The following is a 19,522-nucleotide window of genomic DNA, read 5'->3' on the forward strand; positions in this document are numbered from 1 at the left end:
AGAGTTTATGTTACTTATCAAAAACGGCCGTGTCATCGATCCTAAAACACAATTTGACCAAGTAGCTGATATCCTGATGGATCAGGATAAAATCATCAAAATCGGCAAAAATCTGTCTGAATCAGCTGATCAGATTATTGATGCCTCTGGTTTGGTGGTTGCACCTGGCTTGGTGGATGTTCATGTGCATTTTAGAGAGCCTGGTCAGACCCATAAGGAGGATATCCATACAGGTGCTTTGGCAGCAGCTGCGGGAGGCGTCACTAGCGTGGTCATGATGGCCAATACCAATCCAACCGTATCTGATGTTGAGACCTTGAAAGAAGTGCTGGACAGTGCTGCGAAAGAAGCGATTCATATTTATTCGGTGGCGACCATCACCAAAGGATTTGATGGTCAGAATCTGACAGATTTTAGTGCCTTATTGGCCGCTGGTGCAGTTGCCTTTTCAGATGATGGCATCCCTTTGCAAAGTTCCAAGGTTTTAAAAGAGGCGCTTGATTTGGCCAGAGACAATCAAACCTTCCTAAGCCTACATGAAGAAGATCCCGAATTAAACGGCATACTGGGTTTTAATGAAGGTATTGCTGAAAAGGCTTTTAAGATTTGCGGAGCAACGGGAGTGGCTGAATACAGCATGATTGCAAGGGATCTTATGATTGCTTATGATCGTCGGGCTCATGTGCATATCCAGCATCTGTCAAAGGCAGAAAGTGTCAAAGTAGTTGAATTTGCTCAGCAATTAGGTGCCAAGGTGACGGCAGAAGTAGCCCCCCAGCATTTTTCCAGGACAGAGCAGCTTCTTTTGGAAAAAGGAGCCAATGCTAAGATGAATCCCCCTTTACGCTACGAATCAGACCGATTGGGCGTTATTGAAGGACTTAAATCAGGTGTGATTTCAGTTATTGCGACGGATCATGCCCCACACCACGCTGATGAAAAAAATGTTGCGGACATCACGCAGGCACCATCTGGGATGACCGGACTGGAAACGTCTCTTTCGTTGGGGCTAACCTATTTGGTAGAAGAAGGGCATCTCAGCTTGATGGCTTTATTGGAAAAAATGACCTATAATCCTGCTAAGCTCTACCAATTGCCAGCCGGTTATTTGGCTGAAAAAGGCCCTGCTGATCTGGTTGTTTTTGATGATCAAGAAGACCGCATGGTGTCCAGCGATTTCGCCTCCAAAGCGGCCAATTCTCCATTCGTCGGGGATCACTTAAAAGGACAAGTCAAATATACCATCTGCAAAGGGAAGATTGTTTATCAAGCCTGAGCTGAGAGCGGCAACCATATTTTTACAGAAAATTTATATTAACAAATCATTATCTAGGTTATAATAAGGTTAACAACATTATTAGGAGGATTGAAGGAGATATGTCCCAAAAGAAATGTTTTTTGATACCGGCGCTGTCAGGTTTACTATTATCAACGGCAGTTCTGACCAATCAGGTCTATGCTGAGGAAACGACGGTTTCGACCGTTGCAGAAACAAGTGTCAGTAATCTGACAACGACAGCTGAGACAGTCAGCCAAGCAACAACTCAGTCGGCTGTTTCTTCTGAAGCCAGTCAAGCAGTGCCAGTAGCTTCTGAGACAGCTCAAACAGGGGCTGCTTCTGTCCCGTCCAACCAGACATCTGCAGCCTCAGTAGATACGGCTGTTACTTCATCGGACACCATTACCATTTTGCATACCAATGATGTCCATGGCAGAATAGAGGAAAGCTCGGGAGTCATCGGCGATGCGAAATTAGCAACGATTGTTAATCAAGAGCGTGCGAAGGGTGAAACCATCTTGCTAGATGCTGGGGATGCCTTTCAAGGGATGCCTATTTCCAACAGCAGCCAGGGTGAGGATATGGCAGCTATCATGAATCTGATTGGCTATGACGCCATGGCCGTTGGAAATCACGAGTTCGATTTTGGTTTGGATCAGATTAAGAAATACAAAGAACTTCTGACATTTCCTCTCCTGAGTTCGAACACATATGTGAATGGCAGCCGTCTTTTCCAAGCATCAACAATTATTGATAAGGATACGACCAAGGTGGGCGATGAGTTTGTGGTGATTGGGGTAACAACGCCTGAAACAGCAACCAAAACCCATCCAGACAATATTATAGGTGTCAACTTTACGGATCCTATTACAGAAGTCAATCAGGTTATTGCTGAAATTGAGGCACGCGCTGCAGCAGAAGGCAAGACCTATCAAAACTATATTATTCTGGCCCATCTGGGAGTTGACCCGACGACACCTGTAGAATGGCAGGGAAGCACTCTGGCTCAGGCCTTGTCTGAAAACAGCCAGTTGGCGGGTAAAAAAGTCATTGTGATTGATGGACACTCTCATACGGTTCAAACGGCTACTTACGGGGATAATGTCACCTACAATCAGACCGGTTCTTACCTCAATAATATTGGGAAAATCACACTAAATTCTGCTCAAGTGTTGGCCAGCATTATTCCTGCTTCTGAAGCCAAGACTGTGGAGGCAGATCCAACGATTGCAGCCATGGTGGCTCAGATTAAGGCAAGGTATGATGCCGAAAATGCAACCGTCGTCATTGATAATAGCCCTGTCGAACTTAATGGGGATCGCTCCAATGTTCGCGTTCGTGAAACCAACCTCGGAAATGCTGTTGCTGATGCGCTTTTGGCTTACGGGCAAACCGGCTTTGCCCATCCAACAGATTTGGCGGTTACTAATGGTGGCGGTCTTAGAGCGACCATTGCTAAAGACAAAGCCGTTACCAAGGGCGACATTATTGCCGTTCTGCCATTTGGTAATAGCATTGCTCAAATTCAGGTAAGCGGCCAAGACATCAAAGACATGTTCCAAAAATCATTGAGTGCGATTACCCAAGTTGATAAAACAACAGGAGCGGCTATCTTAGATGAGAATGGGCAGCCCCTGCTTGAAGCCAGTGGCGGCTTTCTCCATGTTTCTGGAGCTCGCGTTTTTTACGATACCAATTTAGCATCGGATGCTCGTATTTTAGCAATTGACATCTGGAACAGAGCCAGTCAAAGTTACCAGCCACTTGATTTAAGCAGAACCTATTATTTGGCAACGAACGATTTCCTAGCTGCCGGCGGAGATGGTTACACCATGCTGGGCGGCAGCCGAGAAGAAGGACCATCTCTTGATACGGTCTTTGCGGCTTATTTAGCTCAGGCTGATTTGTTGCAGTATGCTGTCATTAACCCTAATTCACGTCTTGTTTCAATCAGCAGCAGTCTAGATTCCGACGGTGATGGCTTCGCAGACTATCAAGAGATCCAGGCAGGTACTGATCCATCAGATGGTGCTTCTCACCCCGATCAAAGACTTGACGATGACAGAGCTGGCAATGTCTCTCTGCCTAGGGCGGCTTCATCAGCTTATGCCCAGTCTACATCAGTCTATCCACTCTCCAAACCAGTTTCTATTCCTGTCCGCTATCAGATGTCTAATTCGCAGCAACTGAGACAGCTCCCCTTGACCAACAGCAAAGAATCTATGCTGGCACTTTTGCTGGGGGTTTCACTCATTGGTTTTGGCCTCTATGGAGCACGCCGACAGTCTTATGGCAAATAAGGTAGACAATGTCAAAAGAGGTGATAACACCTCTTTTTTTGCTTTTCTTGAAAAAAGAGCCGACTTTCTATAAAATAAAAAGAGCGGATGGCAATAGTTTGAGCAGAAAAAAGGATAGGTGCAGTGATAACAGAAAAAGAACTCTTAACACTCTGCGGTCAGGTAGGGCGTGTTTTATTGACCAGCGGAGCAGAGACTTCGCGCGTAGAGACGACGGTAGAATATATTGGAAAAGCTGCGGGTTTCACTGTAACGTGCCATGCGACCATGACAGCTATCTTGATTTCAGAAGACCTAAATAACAGGGTTCATATTGTCAAAATTAGAGGAAATCAGTTTAATCTCCAAAAATTGGATGAAATCAACCATTTGTCGCGCCAGTTCACAGAAGGCAGACTTTCCTTTGCTGAATTGCAAGGAGAAGTCAATCGCATTGATCAGAAGGTTATTGATTTTAAATGGCCTGAAAAGATACTATCTGCTGGACTCGTGTCGGTAGCTCCCATGATGCTCTTTAAGGCTTCTTGGTCGGATTTGGCCTGGGCCTTTTTAGTGGGAATTTGCGGCTATCTGATAGCCCAGTGGGCCTTTTATAAAGTACAGGGTGCCTATGCAGCCCCTGCCTTGGGTGGCTTGACGGTGGGTTTTCTCGCTGGCCTGCTGTTTGCTTTGCATTTGGGGCAGAATGCTGACCACATCGCTGTCTCAGCCCTCATGCCCTTGGTTCCTGGAGTAGCGATGACCAACTCTTTCCGAGAGATTATTGGTAGGGATACTATTTCTGGTTTGGTTAGAGCAGTAGACGCAGTTGTGACGGCAGGTGCCATCGGTGGAGGGGTCATTATCGGGCATTTTCTGGCTCAGCTCTTGACATTGTGAGGAATTTAGGATGGAATTGATTGTCGGTTTTGTATTTAGTTTTTTAGCCACTTGGGGCTTTGGTATCATTACCAATGTTCCCAGGCGGACGCTTTTAGCGTCAGCACTTACAGGAGGCGTAGCTTGGACGGCCTATCTCTTGCTTGAAAAGGTGACGTCCAATCTTGTGCTTCCTAATCTGGGCGCTGCACTTTTAATTGGTTTTTTGGCCAATGTGTCAGCTGTTAAGCTCAAGACACCGGTAAACATCATGTATGTCCCTTGCCTAGTCTCTCTCGTCCCAGGAGCCATTATTTATAAAACCATGAAGAGTTTTGCGCTGGGTGATAGCCGAGCTGCTCAGGGATATTTAGTAGAGGCATTGACGGTTACCGTTTCCCTAGCTTTGGGCTTTCTGCTTGCAGAAACGTTGATAAATAAACTTCGCAAGTCGTTGAAGGAAAAGAAAAAAACCGTCTCTTAGGACGGTTTATTTTGGTTTTTGTTTCGTTAGATTCAGACCGAAAGGCACTAAATTTTCGGTCTTGTTTTTAATGCGGGTCAGATTGTCCCTGTGGCGGACAATGATGATGCCTGCCAGCACTAACACAAGAAGAGAAAAGAGCAAGTCATAGTCAGGAAGCAGAAAGTGAAACGAGGGAAAGATTAGCATGGTCAAAACTGCCACTAGCGCAGCGATAACACTTGACATGGAAATCATACTGGTCAAAAACAGGGTGACGCCAAAAACAATCAAGAGAAAGATTAAATAAAGTGGGGCAAATCCCAGCATGACACCAGCACTGGTCGCTACCGCCTTGCCTCCCTTAAACTGAGCAAAGACGGGGAAAGTATGTCCCAAGACAGCAAAAACACCAAAGAAAAGCGGAGAAATGTCTGTAATCCCCAGCCAGATAGGAATAAGAGTTGCCAAAGTTCCTTTCAAAATATCAATGACTAGGGTAAGAATTCCCGCCTTTGGCCCCAGAATTCGAAAAGTATTGGTCGTTCCCGTATTTCCGCTCCCGTAGTCTCTTAGATTTTTATGGTAAAAATACTTGCCAATCCAGAGTCCGGTCGGGATTGAACCCAGTAAATAGGCAATTAAAATAGAGGCTAAAATTTTCATAGCCATATTATACCATAAAAGCCTGAGAGAAAAGCTCTATCTCACAAAATATCTTTTGCAAAAATCTCAAAAAACTTGTAAGATAGTTAGGATGAAAGTATCGGAGGTCACACTTGGCTAAGAAAGAAATTACCATTAACAATTATAATGATGATGCCATTCAGGTATTAGAAGGCTTAGATGCTGTCCGTAAGCGTCCAGGGATGTATATCGGTTCAACAGATGCGACCGGTCTTCATCATCTGGTTTGGGAAATCGTAGATAATGCCGTTGATGAAGCCCTCTCAGGTTTTGGGGATCGCATTGATGTGACAATCAATAAAGACGGCTCTATTTCCGTAGCAGACAGCGGACGCGGAATGCCTGTCGGCAAACACGCAATGGGGATTCCTACCGTTGAGGTTATCTTTACTGTCCTCCATGCCGGCGGAAAATTCGGTCAGGGAGGCTACAAAACGTCCGGCGGTCTCCACGGAGTTGGTTCTTCTGTTGTTAATGCTCTGGCCAGCTGGTTGGAAGTTGAAATCACTCGAGACGGCGCCGTCTACCGGCAGCGCTTTGAAGATGGAGGCAAACCCGTCACCACTCTGAAAAAGGTTGGCAGCGCTCCAAAATCGAAATCAGGCACCAAAGTATCTTTTATGCCAGACGACAGCATTTTTTCAACGACAGATTTCAAATACAATACCATTGCTGAGCGTCTCAACGAATCCGCTTTTCTTCTGAAAAATGTGACCTTGACCCTGACCGATTTGCGTTCCGACGAACGGGCAGAATTCCACTATGAAAATGGGGTTCAGGATTTCGTGGCCTACCTCAATGAGGACAAGGAAACGCTGACCCCTATTATCTATTTTGAAGGTCAGGAAGACGACTTCCAAGTCGAAGTTGCGCTTCAGTACAATGATGGTTTTTCGGACAATATCCTCTCCTTTGTCAATAACGTCCGCACTAAAGACGGGGGAACCCATGAGACAGGCCTTAAGTCTGCCATTACCAAGGCTATGAATGACTATGCCAGAAAGACAGGTCTCCTTAAGGAAAAAGACAAGAATCTGGAAGGGTCAGACTATCGAGAGGGGCTATCAGCCGTTCTATCCATTCTAGTCCCCGAAGAACATCTCCAATTTGAGGGGCAGACCAAGGATAAGCTGGGCAGTCCTCTGGCACGCCCGATTGTAGACGGTATGGTTTCTGATAAGCTGACCTATTTCTTAATGGAAAATGGCGAACTGGCTTCCAACCTCATTCGCAAGGCCATCAAAGCCAGAGATGCTCGGGAAGCAGCCCGTAAAGCGCGTGACGAGTCCCGCAACGGAAAGAAAAATAAGAAAGACAAGGGGCTCTTATCTGGTAAGTTAACACCAGCCCAGTCAAAAAACGCCAAGAAAAATGAACTCTATCTGGTCGAAGGGGATTCCGCCGGCGGTTCAGCCAAACAGGGCCGTGACCGGAAATTTCAGGCCATTTTACCTCTGCGCGGTAAGGTTCTGAATACTGAAAAAGCTAAAATGGCTGACATTCTTAAAAACGAAGAAATCAACACCATGATTTACACCATTGGTGCGGGTGTCGGGGCAGACTTTAGTCTAGACGATATCAACTATGATAAAATCATCATCATGACCGATGCCGATACCGACGGTGCCCATATTCAGACCTTGCTTCTCACCTTCTTTTACCGTTATATGCGTCCGCTGGTTGAAGCAGGCCATGTTTACATTGCCCTGCCGCCGCTTTATAAGATGTCTAAAGGAAAAGGAAAAAATGAAATGGTGGCCTATGCATGGAGTGATGGTGAATTAGAAGACCTCCGCAAGACCTTCGGCCGCGGTTCGATCCTTCAGCGTTACAAAGGACTTGGGGAAATGAACGCCGACCAACTCTGGGAAACGACCATGAATCCAGAGAGCCGTACCCTAATCAAAGTGACCATTGACGATCTGGCCCGTGCCGAACGCCGAGTCTCCGTCCTCATGGGGGACAAACCTGCTCCCCGCCGCCAATGGATCGAGGACAATGTTAAGTTTACCTTGGAGGAAGCGACAGCATTCTCAAAATAAGATGTTCACTTGAACTGAACGCAGTAACTCTGAAAATTAGCCTCAGTTAGAGACCGGTCTGGCCATGTATTTCCAAGAAAGTAGAAAAATGAAACTAATCCCTTACGAATCTCGCTATAAAAATCAGGTCATTGCCTTGATTTTGTACTTGCAGAATTATGACAACCAGGTAGATTTGTCCCTAGAAGAACAGCCAGATATGAATGTTATTGAAGACTACTATATGGCTACTGGCGGCAACTTTTGGCTGGTTGTGACAGAAGAAGGCATGGTGGTCGGAACCATCGGACTACTGGTCAAGGAGCAGGTGGGAGTTCTGAAGAAATTCTTTGTGCATCAGGATTTTCGTGGTCGTGAAAAGGGTGTCTCTAGCCTGCTCTATCAAGCTTTGGTGGCAGATTGTCAAGCAAAAGATGTGAAGATTATCGTTTTGGATACTCCGTCTAAGTGCTATGCCGCCCACCGCTTTTATGAAAAGCAGGGCTTCCAGCAGATTGAAAAAGAAGATTTGCTCATTCGCTATGATTACCCCAATCGAGATTCTCTAATATTTATGTTGGAATTTGGGAATTAATCTTGAAACTAATCTCGTTGTGTTCAAAAGGAGCAGAAATTGTTAGAAAAAGTCAATCTCAAGCATACCTTTGCTAAGGTACCTATCCAGCCTATTCTGACTTATCGGTTCAACTTATATGAAGCTATCAATGACTAACTGAAGACCTATGAAAAACGACTTTCTTCACAGGTATTGACTGTTCTTATTATTTTATTATGGAGAGTATAACCTATTTCAGCCATAGGAGTTGTAATGAAAGGGGAAATGAATGGCAAAAAAATCTTACATCTACATATTAAATTGGACTGAAGTACATGGATGTATAAAAATTGGAAAAGCTAATAATATCTGGAATAGGTATCAGCAATTAAAAAAGGGATTTGGAGAAGCTGACTTAGAGAATTCATACTGGTTTGAGGAACGAGAAACTGATATTTTACAAATTGAAAAGTTGCTTCACACTTTTACAAGAAAATACAAAGTCGATTTTCCTGAAAAGTTAGATGGGTCTACCGAACTTTTTGAAATAGAAGCTCTGGATGAAGTTAGAGATTTATGTGGTCGAATGGAAATTCAATTGCATAAGGGGATTAATGCTCCTAAAAACAAGGTGGTTGCCCAAAAGTCCAATATAAAAATCAAAAATGAAAAAACTTTTCAAGAACAAATTGAAGTTAACAGACTTAAATTGAATAATCTAATTGACTTTATCCGCACTATCAACGAACACCCGCGAGATTGGGTTGTAAGAGATACAAAGTCTAGTTTTCCATGGGGGCATAGATTTATTTTAACAACTGTAATAAATGAGAATCCTAATTCGGATTATAAAATGACAGTAGATGAATTTAGAGAATTTCAATGTTTTAATTTTAATGAAAGCAGTTGGTTTTCATTAATCAATTTATTTTCTTACTTTAAATTTACAAAGGATAGAAAACTGGTAGGTTTTGAATTATCTAGTAGTACTATTAATAAAATTGAGAATTTGATTGAGGGTAACGAAAACTTATCGTTGCATATCAAACAATACTATTTTGATTTGTTCTCACAGCTTATTTCGGAGTTACGATTACTGCTATCTAAAAAAGAAAACAGTACATTTGATGTCGAACAATGGCTTAATCCAAAATTTGAATGGAATTCAGATGAACATGCTGATACTGACAAATTTGGTGTATTCAATTTGTTGAAATATCCAGATTTTAGAACAATAAATTTGAAGCTTGAAGTTTCAAAAATTTCAAAGATTATCTCGAACGGGTATTCTTGGACAATATTTCCAAACAATACTGCTAAAACGATTAAACTGTTTCAGATGAACCCTCCTACAAAAGAAGATTTACACACAATAAATAATTTTCAAGATGGAATTTATATTTCTGATGAAGAAAACTATTTTAAATTCTGCCGATTCTTGAGAGATTTATTTGAGATAGAAGAATTTGGTTACGAATACTTACTTATCCCTAAAAACAAGGGACCACAGCAGTTACCTCTATATAATATTGAAGATTTATTCTGAAATCGTATAGAATGGCTTTGTAATTTTCAGCGTATCCCTAGGCGGGCGTGAGCGAGCCCAAAATGGATAATCGCCGCCGTAGTGAAAGAAGCTAATAACAAGGTTATTAGCTTCAGGGAAGTTGGAAGACTCAGGCTTCCAACTTAGGAATGGAACTCCAAGGGAGATCGCTTCTGTCCCCACTACCTAAGGCGATTATCAAAAAAATAATAAATAAAAATTTTCCGTCAAGAAACAAAGAAAGGAATGTTCAGCTAGTTTGTCTAACTGAACACGGGACTAAATTCCTTGTGAAAAAGATAAATCTCCCTAGATGTCTATCATTGTCGGGCGATTTCCTATTTTCCTACGAAATTTTTCGGCAAGCCGAACCGTCCCTATGTATCTTATGAGCAATATTCAAAACATGTCCCTTGAGGACATCATGGGAGAGCGTTTTGGTCGCTACTCCAAATACATCATTCAGGAGCGGGCGCTTCCTGATATTCGAGATGGGCTTAAACCTGTTCAGCGTCGGATTCTGTATTCCATGAATAAGGACGGCAACACTTTTGACAAGGGTTACCGTAAGTCCGCCAAGTCAGTCGGTAACATCATGGGGAATTTCCATCCGCACGGAGACTCCTCTATTTATGATGCCATGGTGCGCATGAGTCAGGATTGGAAAAACCGTGAGATTTTAGTTGAAATGCATGGGAACAATGGTTCCATGGACGGTGATCCGCCGGCTGCTATGCGTTATACAGAAGCTCGTCTGTCAGAAATTGCCGGCTTTTTGCTGCATGACATAGACAAAAAGACAGTGCCTTTTGCTTGGAACTTTGATGATACCGAAAAAGAGCCAACGGTTTTACCAGCAGCCTTTCCAAATCTTCTGGTCAATGGCGCAACAGGGATTTCGGCGGGTTACGCGACCGATATTCCGCCCCATAATTTAGCTGAGGTCATTGATGCGACAGTTTATATGATTGACCACCCGTCAGCCAAGCTTGACAAACTGATGGCATTTTTGCCGGGGCCTGATTTTCCTACGGGGGCTATCGTTCAAGGCAAAGATGAAATCAAAAAAGCTTATGAAACTGGTAAAGGACGTGTCATTGTCCGAAGCAGGACAGCTGTTGAAAACCTTAAAGGCGGCAAGCAGCAAATCGTTGTGACTGAAATTCCTTACGAAGTCAACAAGGCCAATCTGGTTAAACGGATTGATGATGTTCGTATCAACAATAAGGTGCCCGGTATTGCAGAAGTTCGCGACGAGTCGGACCGTTCTGGGCTTCGCATTGCTATTGAACTGAAAAAAGATGCGGACAGCCAGACTATTCTGAACTATCTGTTGAAATACACTGATCTTCAGGTCAACTATAATTTTAATATGGTGGCTATTGATCACTATACCCCTCGTCAGGTCGGTCTTCAGACCATTCTGAAATCTTATATTGCCCATCGTCGAGAAGTCATTATAGCACGGTCTAAGTTTGACAAGGAAAAAGCGGAAAAACGTCTTCATATTGTGGAAGGACTGATCCGTGTCCTATCTATTTTAGATGAGGTCATTGCCCTTATCCGTGCCTCTGATAATAAGGCTGATGCCAAGGAAAATCTTAAGGTTAGCTATGATTTTACCGAGGAGCAGGCAGAAGCTATCGTGACCTTGCAGCTGTATCGATTGACCAATACAGATATTGTCACTCTGGAAGAAGAAGACGCAGCCCTGCGTGACCAAATTATGACACTCAAGGCTATCATCGGTGATGAGCGTACCATGTATAATGTCATGAAGCGCGAGCTGCGGGAGGTTAAGAAGAAGTTTGCCAATCCACGGCTTTCTGAATTGCAGGACCAAGCCCAAACCATTGAAATTGATACGGCCAGTCTGATTGTTGAAGAAGAAACCTATGTAACAGTGACTCGTTCGGGCTATATTAAACGAACAAGTCCTCGTTCTTTTTCTGCTTCGACAGTTGACGAACTGGGCAAACGTGAGGAAGATGAACTGGTCTTTATGGCCAATGCCAAAACCACGCAGTCGCTGTTAATCTTTACCAGCCTTGGAAATGTTATTTACAGACCGGTCCATGAATTGGCCGATATTCGCTGGAAGGATTTGGGAGAACACCTTAGTCAAAGTCTGACTAATTTTGCCAGAGAAGAGGCGATACTTTTCGCTGAATTAGTCGACGATTTTGAAACAGGGACCTATTTTGCAGCTACCAAAGAGGGGCAAATCAAGCGTTTTGAGCGTAAAGAGTTTGCTCCTTGGCGGACCTACAAAACTAAGTCTTTAAAATATGCGAAGTTAAAAGGCTCAGAAGATGGTGTCGTTGCCATTTCACCAATTAAACTTGATGATGTCATGCTGATTACCGCTAAGGGCTACGGTCTGCGCTTTAATATTGAAGAAGTACCAATTGTAGGAGCGAAAGCAGCTGGCGTTAAGTCAATCAATCTCAAAGAAGGAGACTATTTGGTTAGTGCCTTTATCGCTAATACTGATTCTGTCTATCTGTTAACGCAGAGAGGCAGCCTAAAACGAATGGCGACAGACGTGATTCCTGTAAGCAGTCGGGCCAAACGTGGTCTGCAGGTGCTTAGGGAGTTAAAAACGAAACCGCATCGCATTTTTGCGGCGGGGCCAGTTTACTCTGAGCAGGAAGAGCTAGACCTCTTCACTACTGAGGCTGCACAGGAGCAGGAGATTCTTGAAGTTGTTTCTAATAAATTGGAAACATACGACATTAACTTGGCAGATCTTCCACTATCCGAAAGAACAAGTAACGGTTCCTTTATTTCAGAGACGATTTCAGATCAGGGTGTCCTTTCTGCCAGAATCAAATAAAAGCAGGCGTTCCTGTTTTTATTTTCAGAGGAATTTTCAGAATTTTACAAAAAAACACTTGAAAAAACAAGAAAAAAGCGTAAAATATAAACAAGATTAGAAAGAAGGATTGTATATGTCAGTTGAACTCGATTGGGAAAACTTAGGATTTGAATACCGAAAATTACCATTTCGTTATATTGCATATTATAAAGATGGAAAGTGGGATAGCGGCCATCTAACCGAAGACGGCACCCTTCATATTTCTGAAAGCTCGCCAGCGCTTCATTATGGCCAGCAAGCATTTGAAGGATTGAAAGCCTATCGGACCAAAGATGGTAGTGTTCAGCTTTTCAGACCAGACCAGAATGCCGAACGTCTCCAACGGACTGCTGATCGCCTGCTGATGCCTCAGGTTCCAACGGAGACTTTTGTGGAAGCTTGCAAAAGCGTTGTTAAGGCAAATGAAGCCTATGTTCCGCCTTATGGCAGCGGCGGCACTCTTTATCTTCGTCCCCTTCTTATTGGCGTCGGCGATATTATTGGTGTGAAACCAGCCGAAGAGTATATTTTTACAGTGTTTGCCATGCCAGTAGGCAACTATTTCAAGGGAGGTCTTGCTCCGACAAACTTCGTTGTTTCCGAAGATTTTGACCGGGCAGCTCCTTACGGTACAGGTGCAGCTAAAGTTGGCGGAAACTATGCGGCCAGTCTGCTACCGGGCGAAAAGGCGCATGGCGCAGGTTTTTCAGATGTTATCTATTTGGATCCGGCAACTCATACTAAGATTGAAGAAGTGGGTTCAGCAAACTTTTTTGGGATTACAAAAGACAATGAATTTGTGACGCCGCTTAGCCCGTCAATCCTTCCTTCAATTACCAAGTATTCTCTTTTGCAGCTAGCTGAGGAAAGGTTAGGCCTAAAACCTGTCGAGGGAGATGTTCCTATTGATGATCTGGATAGATTTATTGAAGCCGGAGCCTGCGGTACAGCAGCAGTCATCTCACCGATTGGCGGCATTTTCTATAAGGATAAACTCCATGTCTTTTACAGTGAAACAGAGGTTGGCCCTCTGACGAAGAGGCTGTATGATGAATTAGTCGGCATTCAGTTTGGTGATATTGAGGCCCCAGAAGGATGGATTGTGAAAGTTGACTAGAAAGTCTGGCTTGCTCTTGCAAGCTTTTCTTTTTTTTTGTAAAATGCTATATTGAGGTGGAAAAATGCGTAAAAAAGATAAAAAGATTGAGATACAGCTGAGTGATGCGGCTGTTCGGGTCAATGAAACGGAATTTGCAGGCTATCAGCTGATGATTGGCAAAAAAGCGGTAGGGCAGATTGCTGAAATAGACGAAAAATTTGCGGTTATTAAAAATGGCCATGTTCAAGATTTTCATAAAACACTTGAAAGAGCCGTTGAAAGTGTCATTGAAACCTATAATCTTAACAATTAAAATCTTGAAAAAGTCTTGATTTCAACAAGAATTTGTGTTACACTGGTTCTTGTTGTATGGAAAGATAGCGAAGAGGCTAAACGCGGCGGACTGTAAATCCGCTCCTTCGGGTTCGGGGGTTCGAATCCCTCTCTTTCCATGTCTAAGATACTAAGGGCGGCCAAACGCACCGTACAAATAGGAAGATGGCAGCAAACCTAGATTTGCTAGGTAGCTTATCTTTTTTACACAGCGTTTAACCCGAGTTCATTTTAGGACTTTATCTTAGCAGAGTATATCTTGGGGTATAGCCAAGCGGTAAGGCAAGGGACTTTGACTCCCTCATGCGTTGGTTCGAATCCAGCTACCCCAGTCAGAGGTATTAGGTGAAGACCTAAGACCGTCAAAAAGACGTCTTCTTGTCCTTGCGGCTTACCTTGAGAAAATATATATTGTTGTCAAGAAATATAATGGTGTGTTTCTTGTTGGAGGATTTTTTAGAATGAATGAATTTGAAGATTTGCTAAACAGTGTTACCGAAGTGAACCCAGGTGATGTTGTCACTGCGGAAGTTTTAACTGTTGATGGAGATCAGGCAAACCTTGTTATTGACGGAACTGGTGTTGAAGCTGTTTTGACACTTCGTGAACTGACTAACGATCGTGATGCTGACATCAATGAACTGGTTAAAGCTGGTGAAACACTTGAAGTGCTTGTTCTTCGTCAAGTCGTTGGTAAAGATACTGACACCGTAACTTACCTTGTTTCTAAAAAACGTTTGGAAGCTCGTAAGGCTTGGGATAAATTAGTTGGTCGTGAAGGTGAAGTTGTGACCGTTAAGGTAACACGTGCTGTTAAGGGTGGCCTTTCTGTTGAATTTGAAGGATTACGTGGTTTCATTCCAGCCTCAATGATTGACACCCGTTTTGTTCGTAATACTGAAAAGTTTGTTGGACAAGAGTTTGATGCTAAAATCAAAGAAGTAGATCCTGCTGAAAATCGTTTCATCCTATCACGCCGTGATGTTGTTGAAGAAACAGCAGCAGAAGCCCGTAAGGAAGTTTTCTCTAAACTTGCTGTTGGCGAAGTTGTTACTGGTAAGGTTGCTCGCTTGACAAGTTTTGGTGCTTTCATTGATCTTGGTGGTGTTGACGGACTTGTTCACGTTACTGAATTGTCTCATGAGCGTAATGTGTCACCGAAATCTGTTGTTACTGTCGGTGAAGATGTGGACGTTAAAGTTCTTGCTATTGATGAAGAAGCGGGACGCGTGTCACTCTCACTTAAGGCAACACAGCCTGGACCATGGGATGGTGTTGAGCAAAAACTTGCTGCTGGTGATGTGATTGAAGGCAAAGTAAAACGTTTGACTGATTTTGGAGCTTTTGTTGAAGTTCTGCCAGGAATTGACGGTTTGGTTCATATTTCACAAATCTCACATAAACGTGTTGAAAATCCTAAAGATGTTTTGACGGTAGGTCAAGATGTAACCGTTAAAGTTCTTGAAGTAAATACAGCTGATGAACGTGTATCGCTTTCTATTAAAGCTTTAGAAGAGCGTCCAGCATCAGAAGATAATGATGGTGATAAACGTCAGTCACGTCCTCGCCGTCCAAAACGTCAAGAAAAACGTGATTTTGAATTGCCAGAAACGCAAACAGGCTTCTCAATGGCTGATTTGTTTGGTGATATTGAATTATAAGATTAAAAACTTGGTTATCCAAGTTTTTTCTTTTTGTCCTCTCATCTTTTGCTATTTGCGGCAAAATTTGATATACTAACATCATTGCTATACGGGGTCGTTACGGATTCGACAGGCATTATGAGGCTTATTTTGCGACTCATCGGCAGATGTAAAAATGCCAGTTAAATATAACTGCAAAAAATAACACTTCTTACGCTGTAGCTGCCTAAAAACCAGCTCGCGTGACTTTTACAAAAGTGCTTACCTTTTGTTAAAAGTCTTATTTCAGTAAGCTACGTTTAACGAGTGCCAAGATCGTTAAAAAGAGATTGATTGGATCGCTTTGGAAAGGCTTGAGCTATGTGTCTTTTCAGGGTTAAATCAAGACATAGCCTATGGTTGTAGACAAATAAGTTGGCAGGTGTTTGGACGTGGGTTCGACTCCCACCGGCTCCATGAACGCTTAATGCGTTTTTATTTTAGAAAAATAAGGATAGAGATCATGAAAAAGATGTTTAAGGGCTTGGTTTTGCTTAGCATGCTATTAGCGATTTCGGCCTGCCAGAAAGAGTCGTCTTCTGCACCGAAAGAAAGTGAAGCTGCTACAAGCTTGAGAGAAACCAAAAATTTGGACTTCCGTCTGGCCTTCAATAAGATTAAGATTACCCAGAATCAAACGGATTTTTCGGGTGGAAGCAGTTTAGCAGAGTTAAAATCCTTGTTTGGAGAACCGCAAAAAACAGAACAAAAACCAGCAGGAGATGTGACGCTTGATGTCTACACCTGGACTAAGGATGACAGCACAGTGGTTGTTCAGCTCTTTAAGGATAGTGCTATCGCTCGCTCAATCTCTCAGTTTAGTTTTAATCGGGAAGCCAAGATTGGACTGAAAGACTTCAATCAATTAAAAGAAGGTATCTCTTATACCAAGGCAAAAGAGCTTCTTGGAGAACCGGATTTACTCTCCCAAGCCATCTCTTCGGACCGATATGATACACAAGCCGTTTGGACCAGCGGTCTTAAAAGTCAAACTACCTCTCCAACAATAGAACTCAAATTCGAGAATGACAAACTCACAAGCAAACAGCAAAAGGGTCTCTCTTAATCAAGAAAACGCCCTCCATATTATGGAGGGCGTTTTCTTGATGATTTTCCACTCTGAGGGAATCGAACCCCCATCTCAAGAACCGGAATCTTACGTGATATCCATTACACTAAGAGTGGCAACTTCCTTATTTTATCAAACTTTAGGAAAAAAGACAATTCCTTTATTTAAATTGCTTTTCATTTGTTGAAAAGAGACAGAATTCACAGTTTAAGCTATTAAAAATGGGCTGGAATATGTTATGATAATGTTATGAAGATGAAATTTAGTAAACGCTATTTATTGATTCAAAGAATTATTCAGATTCTTGGCGTTATAGCTCTGATTGCTTCTGGAATTATGGTTGTTTGGTTATATAAACTAGGCATTTTGAATGATAGCAATGTATTAAAGGATGTTGTCAAAAGGCATGACATACTCGGTCCTTTTATCTTTATCTTAGTTCAGATTCTGCAGATTGTTTTCCCTGTTATTCCAGGGGGAGTCACCACCGTAGCAGGCTTCTTAATTTTTGGGCCCTGGTTAGGCTTTATCCTTAATTATGTTGGTATTTTGATTGGCAGTGGCGCTCTTTTTTTACTCGTCAAACGTTTTGGCAGAAAATTTGTCATGCTGTTTATGTCTGAGGAGACGTTTTATAAGTATGAGCGAAAATTGGAAAGTAAAGGCTATGAAAAATTCTTTATTTTCTGTATGGCTTCGCCCATATCTCCCGCTGATGTCATGGTTATGATTACCGGTTTGACCAATATGAGTTTGAGGCGTTTTATGACGATTCTCGCGATTACGAAACCTATTTCGATTATTTCCTACAGTTATTTCTGGATTTATGGAAGCAGTTGGGTAAAAAGACTCTTGGGCAAATAAAAAAAAGAAGGGGAACCTTCTTTTTTTTATTGCAGATTAATCTTGTACTTAATAATCGCATAGCTACCGAAGTAGAAGACGACAAGTTGGACAGCTGACAGAATATTATTAAGAATAAGATGGAGGTGCCACTGATCCGAGATGAAGAGATTGAAGTAGCTCGAAAAGGTACCGATAAGAATGGCCAAAATACAATAGGCTACAAATGAAAGTAAAATCCTATAATTATCAAAGAGCTGACCAATAGCAATGGCAAAGTAAATCATTAAGATTCTGGCAATAAAGGAAACGACTGTCCAAGATAGTAGGAGAAGGGCAGAGTCAATAGGAGGGAAATAGAGCTTAGCGTTTTCCAAGAAGTACCGAATGCTCTCCTGATTGATAGAAGGAAGGAGGATGAAGAAAATACTGAAGCAAATCGCCAGACCGCTCATGATTGACCAGATAATGGCTGCTGTTAATTTTGATAAGATAATCTGGTGGGTGGAGACTGGCAGCGTCAGGGTCAGATAACCTTCGCGGCTAAAGAGGTTTTTATAGAACTGTCTGATAATAATAATTAAGGTGGACAGAAGAATCCCTGCAAAAATGAACATGATACTCATAATGAGCAAAAATGCCCCGAGGGAGAAATAAACAGAATCATAGATTCTATTATTGAGAAGGCCGACACCCTTAATCCAAACACCAAGCATGATTGAGATAATCAAGGATAAGATGTAAAGAGCAAAATACCACTTGCCGACAAATTTAAATTCGTATTTTAATAACTTTCCAAACATAATAATCTCCTAATAAGCTCTGAATTGTTCTCGGAACAGCTGATCGATGGATTGTCCATATTGCTGACGGAGGCTGTCAACGTCCTCATGGAGCACAATTTGTCCCTGATTCAGAAAAATGACTTGGTCAAGAACAGGTTCGATATCTGAAATGAGGTGGGTGGAGATAAGGACAGAGGATTCAGGGGAGTAATTGCTGATGATGGTATTTAGGATATAGTCTCTGGCTGCAGGATCCACACCTGCAATAGGCTCATCCAAAACGTAAAGTTTGGCCCTGCGGCTCATCACCAAAATAAGCTGTACTTTTTCTTTGTTTCCTTTTGATAGATTTTTTAGCTTGGTAGCCGGATCAATCATCAAGGCAGCCAGCAAGTCGTAGGCTCTCTGGATATCAAAATCTGTGTAAAAATCTTGAAAGAGTGCGATGACGTCTTTTACTTTCATATAGTCATTCAAATAGGTTGTGTCAGGCAGATAAGAGACCAAAGCTTTTGTTTCCTGACCGGGTCTGAGACCGTCAATGACAATTTCACCAAAGCTGGGCTGCAGCAAATCGTTGATCAGTTTGATGAGCGTTGTTTTTCCGCTTCCGTTCGGTCCTAAAAGACCAATAATTTTCCCTTTAGGCAGTTTGAGGGAAATATCATTAAGCGCCAGCTTTTGCCCGTAGGCTTTACTGACGTGATGAAATTGTAAGAGGGGGCGTTCTGTATTCATATTAATCTCCTTTGAGGTGCTTTTCCAAGATTTCCGCTAAACTAACTTGATCAAAACCAAGTTTCATCATTTGGTATACAAATTGTTCCATTTCAGCAAGTGCCAGTTCTTCTCTGGTTTTTTCGATTAGGTCACGGTTGTCTGTCACAAATCTACCGGCAGTGCGTTTTGAAAAGACCATGCCTTCTTGTTCCAGCAGGATAAATGCCCTTTGCATCGTATTGGGATTGACACCAGCTTGCTGTGCGAAGTCGCGGACCGTAGGCAGCTGTTCACCAGGCTTTATTTCCTGACTGACAATTTGTGTTTTGATATGATTAGCTAATTGTAAATAAATGGGAGATTTTTCGTCAAATTTCCAAGCCATTTTTGCTCCTTTCTAAATCAAGATTGAGTAGCTTTTTGT

At 42.5% G+C, this 19,522-nt stretch carries 17 protein-coding genes, 3 tRNA genes, 1 other RNA gene and 1 pseudogene; 17 read left to right on the forward strand and 5 right to left on the reverse strand.

Features of this window, described 5'->3' with window-relative positions:
- Nucleotides 1–7: 7 nt before the first annotated feature.
- The 4 genes from A3GY_RS0101770 to A3GY_RS0101785 all read left to right on the forward strand — a co-directional run bounded on the left by A3GY_RS0101770 (nt 8) and on the right by A3GY_RS0101785 (nt 4,921).
- Nucleotides 8–1,276, forward strand: a complete 1,269-nt coding sequence (locus A3GY_RS0101770) for a dihydroorotase (RefSeq protein WP_018029682.1) — start codon at nt 8–10, stop codon at nt 1,274–1,276.
- A gap of 101 nt (nt 1,277–1,377) precedes the next feature.
- Complete coding sequence (gene nt5e / locus A3GY_RS0101775; protein ID WP_018029683.1) at nt 1,378–3,579, forward strand: cell surface ecto-5'-nucleotidase Nt5e; 2,202 nt, start codon at nt 1,378–1,380, stop codon at nt 3,577–3,579.
- Between the two features lie 123 nt (nt 3,580–3,702).
- Nucleotides 3,703–4,458, forward strand: coding sequence for a threonine/serine exporter family protein (locus A3GY_RS0101780; RefSeq protein WP_018029684.1), 756 nt, complete (start codon nt 3,703–3,705; stop codon nt 4,456–4,458).
- A gap of 10 nt (nt 4,459–4,468) precedes the next feature.
- Nucleotides 4,469–4,921 (forward strand): threonine/serine exporter family protein, encoded by a 453-nt coding sequence (locus A3GY_RS0101785; protein WP_018029685.1) that lies wholly within the window; start codon nt 4,469–4,471, stop codon nt 4,919–4,921.
- Nucleotides 4,922–4,927: 6 nt separating this feature from the next.
- On the opposite strand, the gene plsY is transcribed toward A3GY_RS0101785, so the two are convergent.
- Entirely contained in the window at nt 4,928–5,566 is a 639-nt protein-coding gene (gene plsY, locus A3GY_RS0101790) for a glycerol-3-phosphate 1-O-acyltransferase PlsY (protein ID WP_026161875.1), read from the reverse strand.
- A gap of 113 nt (nt 5,567–5,679) precedes the next feature.
- On the opposite strand from plsY, the gene parE reads away from it, so the two are divergent.
- The 12 genes and pseudogenes from parE to A3GY_RS0101845 all read left to right on the forward strand — a co-directional run bounded on the left by parE (nt 5,680) and on the right by A3GY_RS0101845 (nt 16,747).
- Nucleotides 5,680–7,629 carry a DNA topoisomerase IV subunit B gene (parE, locus tag A3GY_RS0101795; protein WP_018029687.1) on the forward strand — a complete coding sequence of 650 codons (1,950 nt, stop codon included), beginning with the start codon at nt 5,680–5,682 and terminating at the stop codon, nt 7,627–7,629.
- Between the two features lie 88 nt (nt 7,630–7,717).
- Complete coding sequence (locus A3GY_RS0101800) at nt 7,718–8,203, forward strand: GNAT family N-acetyltransferase (RefSeq protein WP_018029688.1); 486 nt, start codon at nt 7,718–7,720, stop codon at nt 8,201–8,203.
- 42 nt (nt 8,204–8,245) lie between these two features.
- A pseudogene (locus tag A3GY_RS10210) lies at nt 8,246–8,338 on the forward strand (GTP pyrophosphokinase); the annotation flags it as partial.
- 115 nt (nt 8,339–8,453) lie between these two features.
- Nucleotides 8,454–9,710: a GIY-YIG nuclease family protein gene (locus A3GY_RS0101810; protein ID WP_018029690.1), complete on the forward strand. Its 1,257-nt coding sequence runs from the start codon at nt 8,454–8,456 to the stop codon at nt 9,708–9,710.
- Nucleotides 9,711–10,098: 388 nt separating this feature from the next.
- Nucleotides 10,099–12,546, forward strand: coding sequence for a DNA topoisomerase IV subunit A (gene parC, locus A3GY_RS0101815; RefSeq protein ID WP_026161876.1), 2,448 nt, complete (start codon nt 10,099–10,101; stop codon nt 12,544–12,546).
- A gap of 115 nt (nt 12,547–12,661) precedes the next feature.
- Nucleotides 12,662–13,684 carry a branched-chain amino acid aminotransferase gene (locus tag A3GY_RS0101820; protein WP_018029692.1) on the forward strand — a complete coding sequence of 341 codons (1,023 nt, stop codon included), beginning with the start codon at nt 12,662–12,664 and terminating at the stop codon, nt 13,682–13,684.
- A gap of 64 nt (nt 13,685–13,748) precedes the next feature.
- The gene (locus A3GY_RS0101825) at nt 13,749–13,979 is read left to right on the forward strand and encodes a DUF2969 domain-containing protein (RefSeq protein WP_018029693.1); all 231 of its coding nucleotides are present in this window, start codon (nt 13,749–13,751) and stop codon (nt 13,977–13,979) included.
- Nucleotides 13,980–14,037: 58 nt separating this feature from the next.
- Nucleotides 14,038–14,118: transfer RNA gene (locus A3GY_RS0101830), tRNA-Tyr, on the forward strand.
- 141 nt (nt 14,119–14,259) lie between these two features.
- Nucleotides 14,260–14,331 (forward strand) — tRNA-Gln (locus A3GY_RS0101835).
- A 129-nt stretch (nt 14,332–14,460) separates the two neighbouring features.
- Nucleotides 14,461–15,660: a 30S ribosomal protein S1 gene (gene rpsA, locus A3GY_RS0101840; protein ID WP_018029694.1), complete on the forward strand. Its 1,200-nt coding sequence runs from the start codon at nt 14,461–14,463 to the stop codon at nt 15,658–15,660.
- A gap of 93 nt (nt 15,661–15,753) precedes the next feature.
- Nucleotides 15,754–16,101, forward strand: a transfer-messenger RNA (tmRNA) gene (gene ssrA / locus A3GY_RS10005).
- A 43-nt stretch (nt 16,102–16,144) separates the two neighbouring features.
- Complete coding sequence (locus tag A3GY_RS0101845; protein ID WP_018029695.1) at nt 16,145–16,747, forward strand: DUF3862 domain-containing protein; 603 nt, start codon at nt 16,145–16,147, stop codon at nt 16,745–16,747.
- A 47-nt stretch (nt 16,748–16,794) separates the two neighbouring features.
- On the opposite strand, the gene A3GY_RS0101850 is transcribed toward A3GY_RS0101845, so the two are convergent.
- Nucleotides 16,795–16,866, reverse strand: a tRNA-Arg gene (locus tag A3GY_RS0101850).
- 133 nt (nt 16,867–16,999) lie between these two features.
- On the opposite strand from A3GY_RS0101850, the gene A3GY_RS0101855 reads away from it, so the two are divergent.
- Nucleotides 17,000–17,614, forward strand: a complete 615-nt coding sequence (locus tag A3GY_RS0101855; protein ID WP_018029696.1) for a TVP38/TMEM64 family protein — start codon at nt 17,000–17,002, stop codon at nt 17,612–17,614.
- A gap of 26 nt (nt 17,615–17,640) precedes the next feature.
- Here A3GY_RS0101855 and A3GY_RS0101860 read toward each other — a convergent pair whose 3' ends face one another.
- Genes A3GY_RS0101860 through A3GY_RS0101870 form a run of 3 tightly spaced genes read right to left on the reverse strand, consistent with a single transcriptional unit; the run spans nt 17,641 to nt 19,483 of the window.
- A complete protein-coding gene (locus tag A3GY_RS0101860; protein ID WP_018029697.1) occupies nt 17,641–18,396 on the reverse strand; it encodes a hypothetical protein in 756 nt (251 codons plus the stop codon).
- 9 nt (nt 18,397–18,405) lie between these two features.
- A complete protein-coding gene (locus A3GY_RS0101865; RefSeq protein ID WP_018029698.1) occupies nt 18,406–19,116 on the reverse strand; it encodes an ABC transporter ATP-binding protein in 711 nt (236 codons plus the stop codon).
- 1 nt (nt 19,117) lies between these two features.
- The gene (locus A3GY_RS0101870; RefSeq protein WP_018029699.1) at nt 19,118–19,483 is read right to left on the reverse strand and encodes a GntR family transcriptional regulator; all 366 of its coding nucleotides are present in this window, start codon (nt 19,481–19,483) and stop codon (nt 19,118–19,120) included.
- Nucleotides 19,484–19,522 lie beyond the last annotated feature (39 nt).

Origin of the sequence: Streptococcus ferus DSM 20646 (genome assembly GCF_000372425.1) — a bacterium.
Taxonomy (GTDB): domain Bacteria; phylum Bacillota; class Bacilli; order Lactobacillales; family Streptococcaceae; genus Streptococcus; species Streptococcus ferus.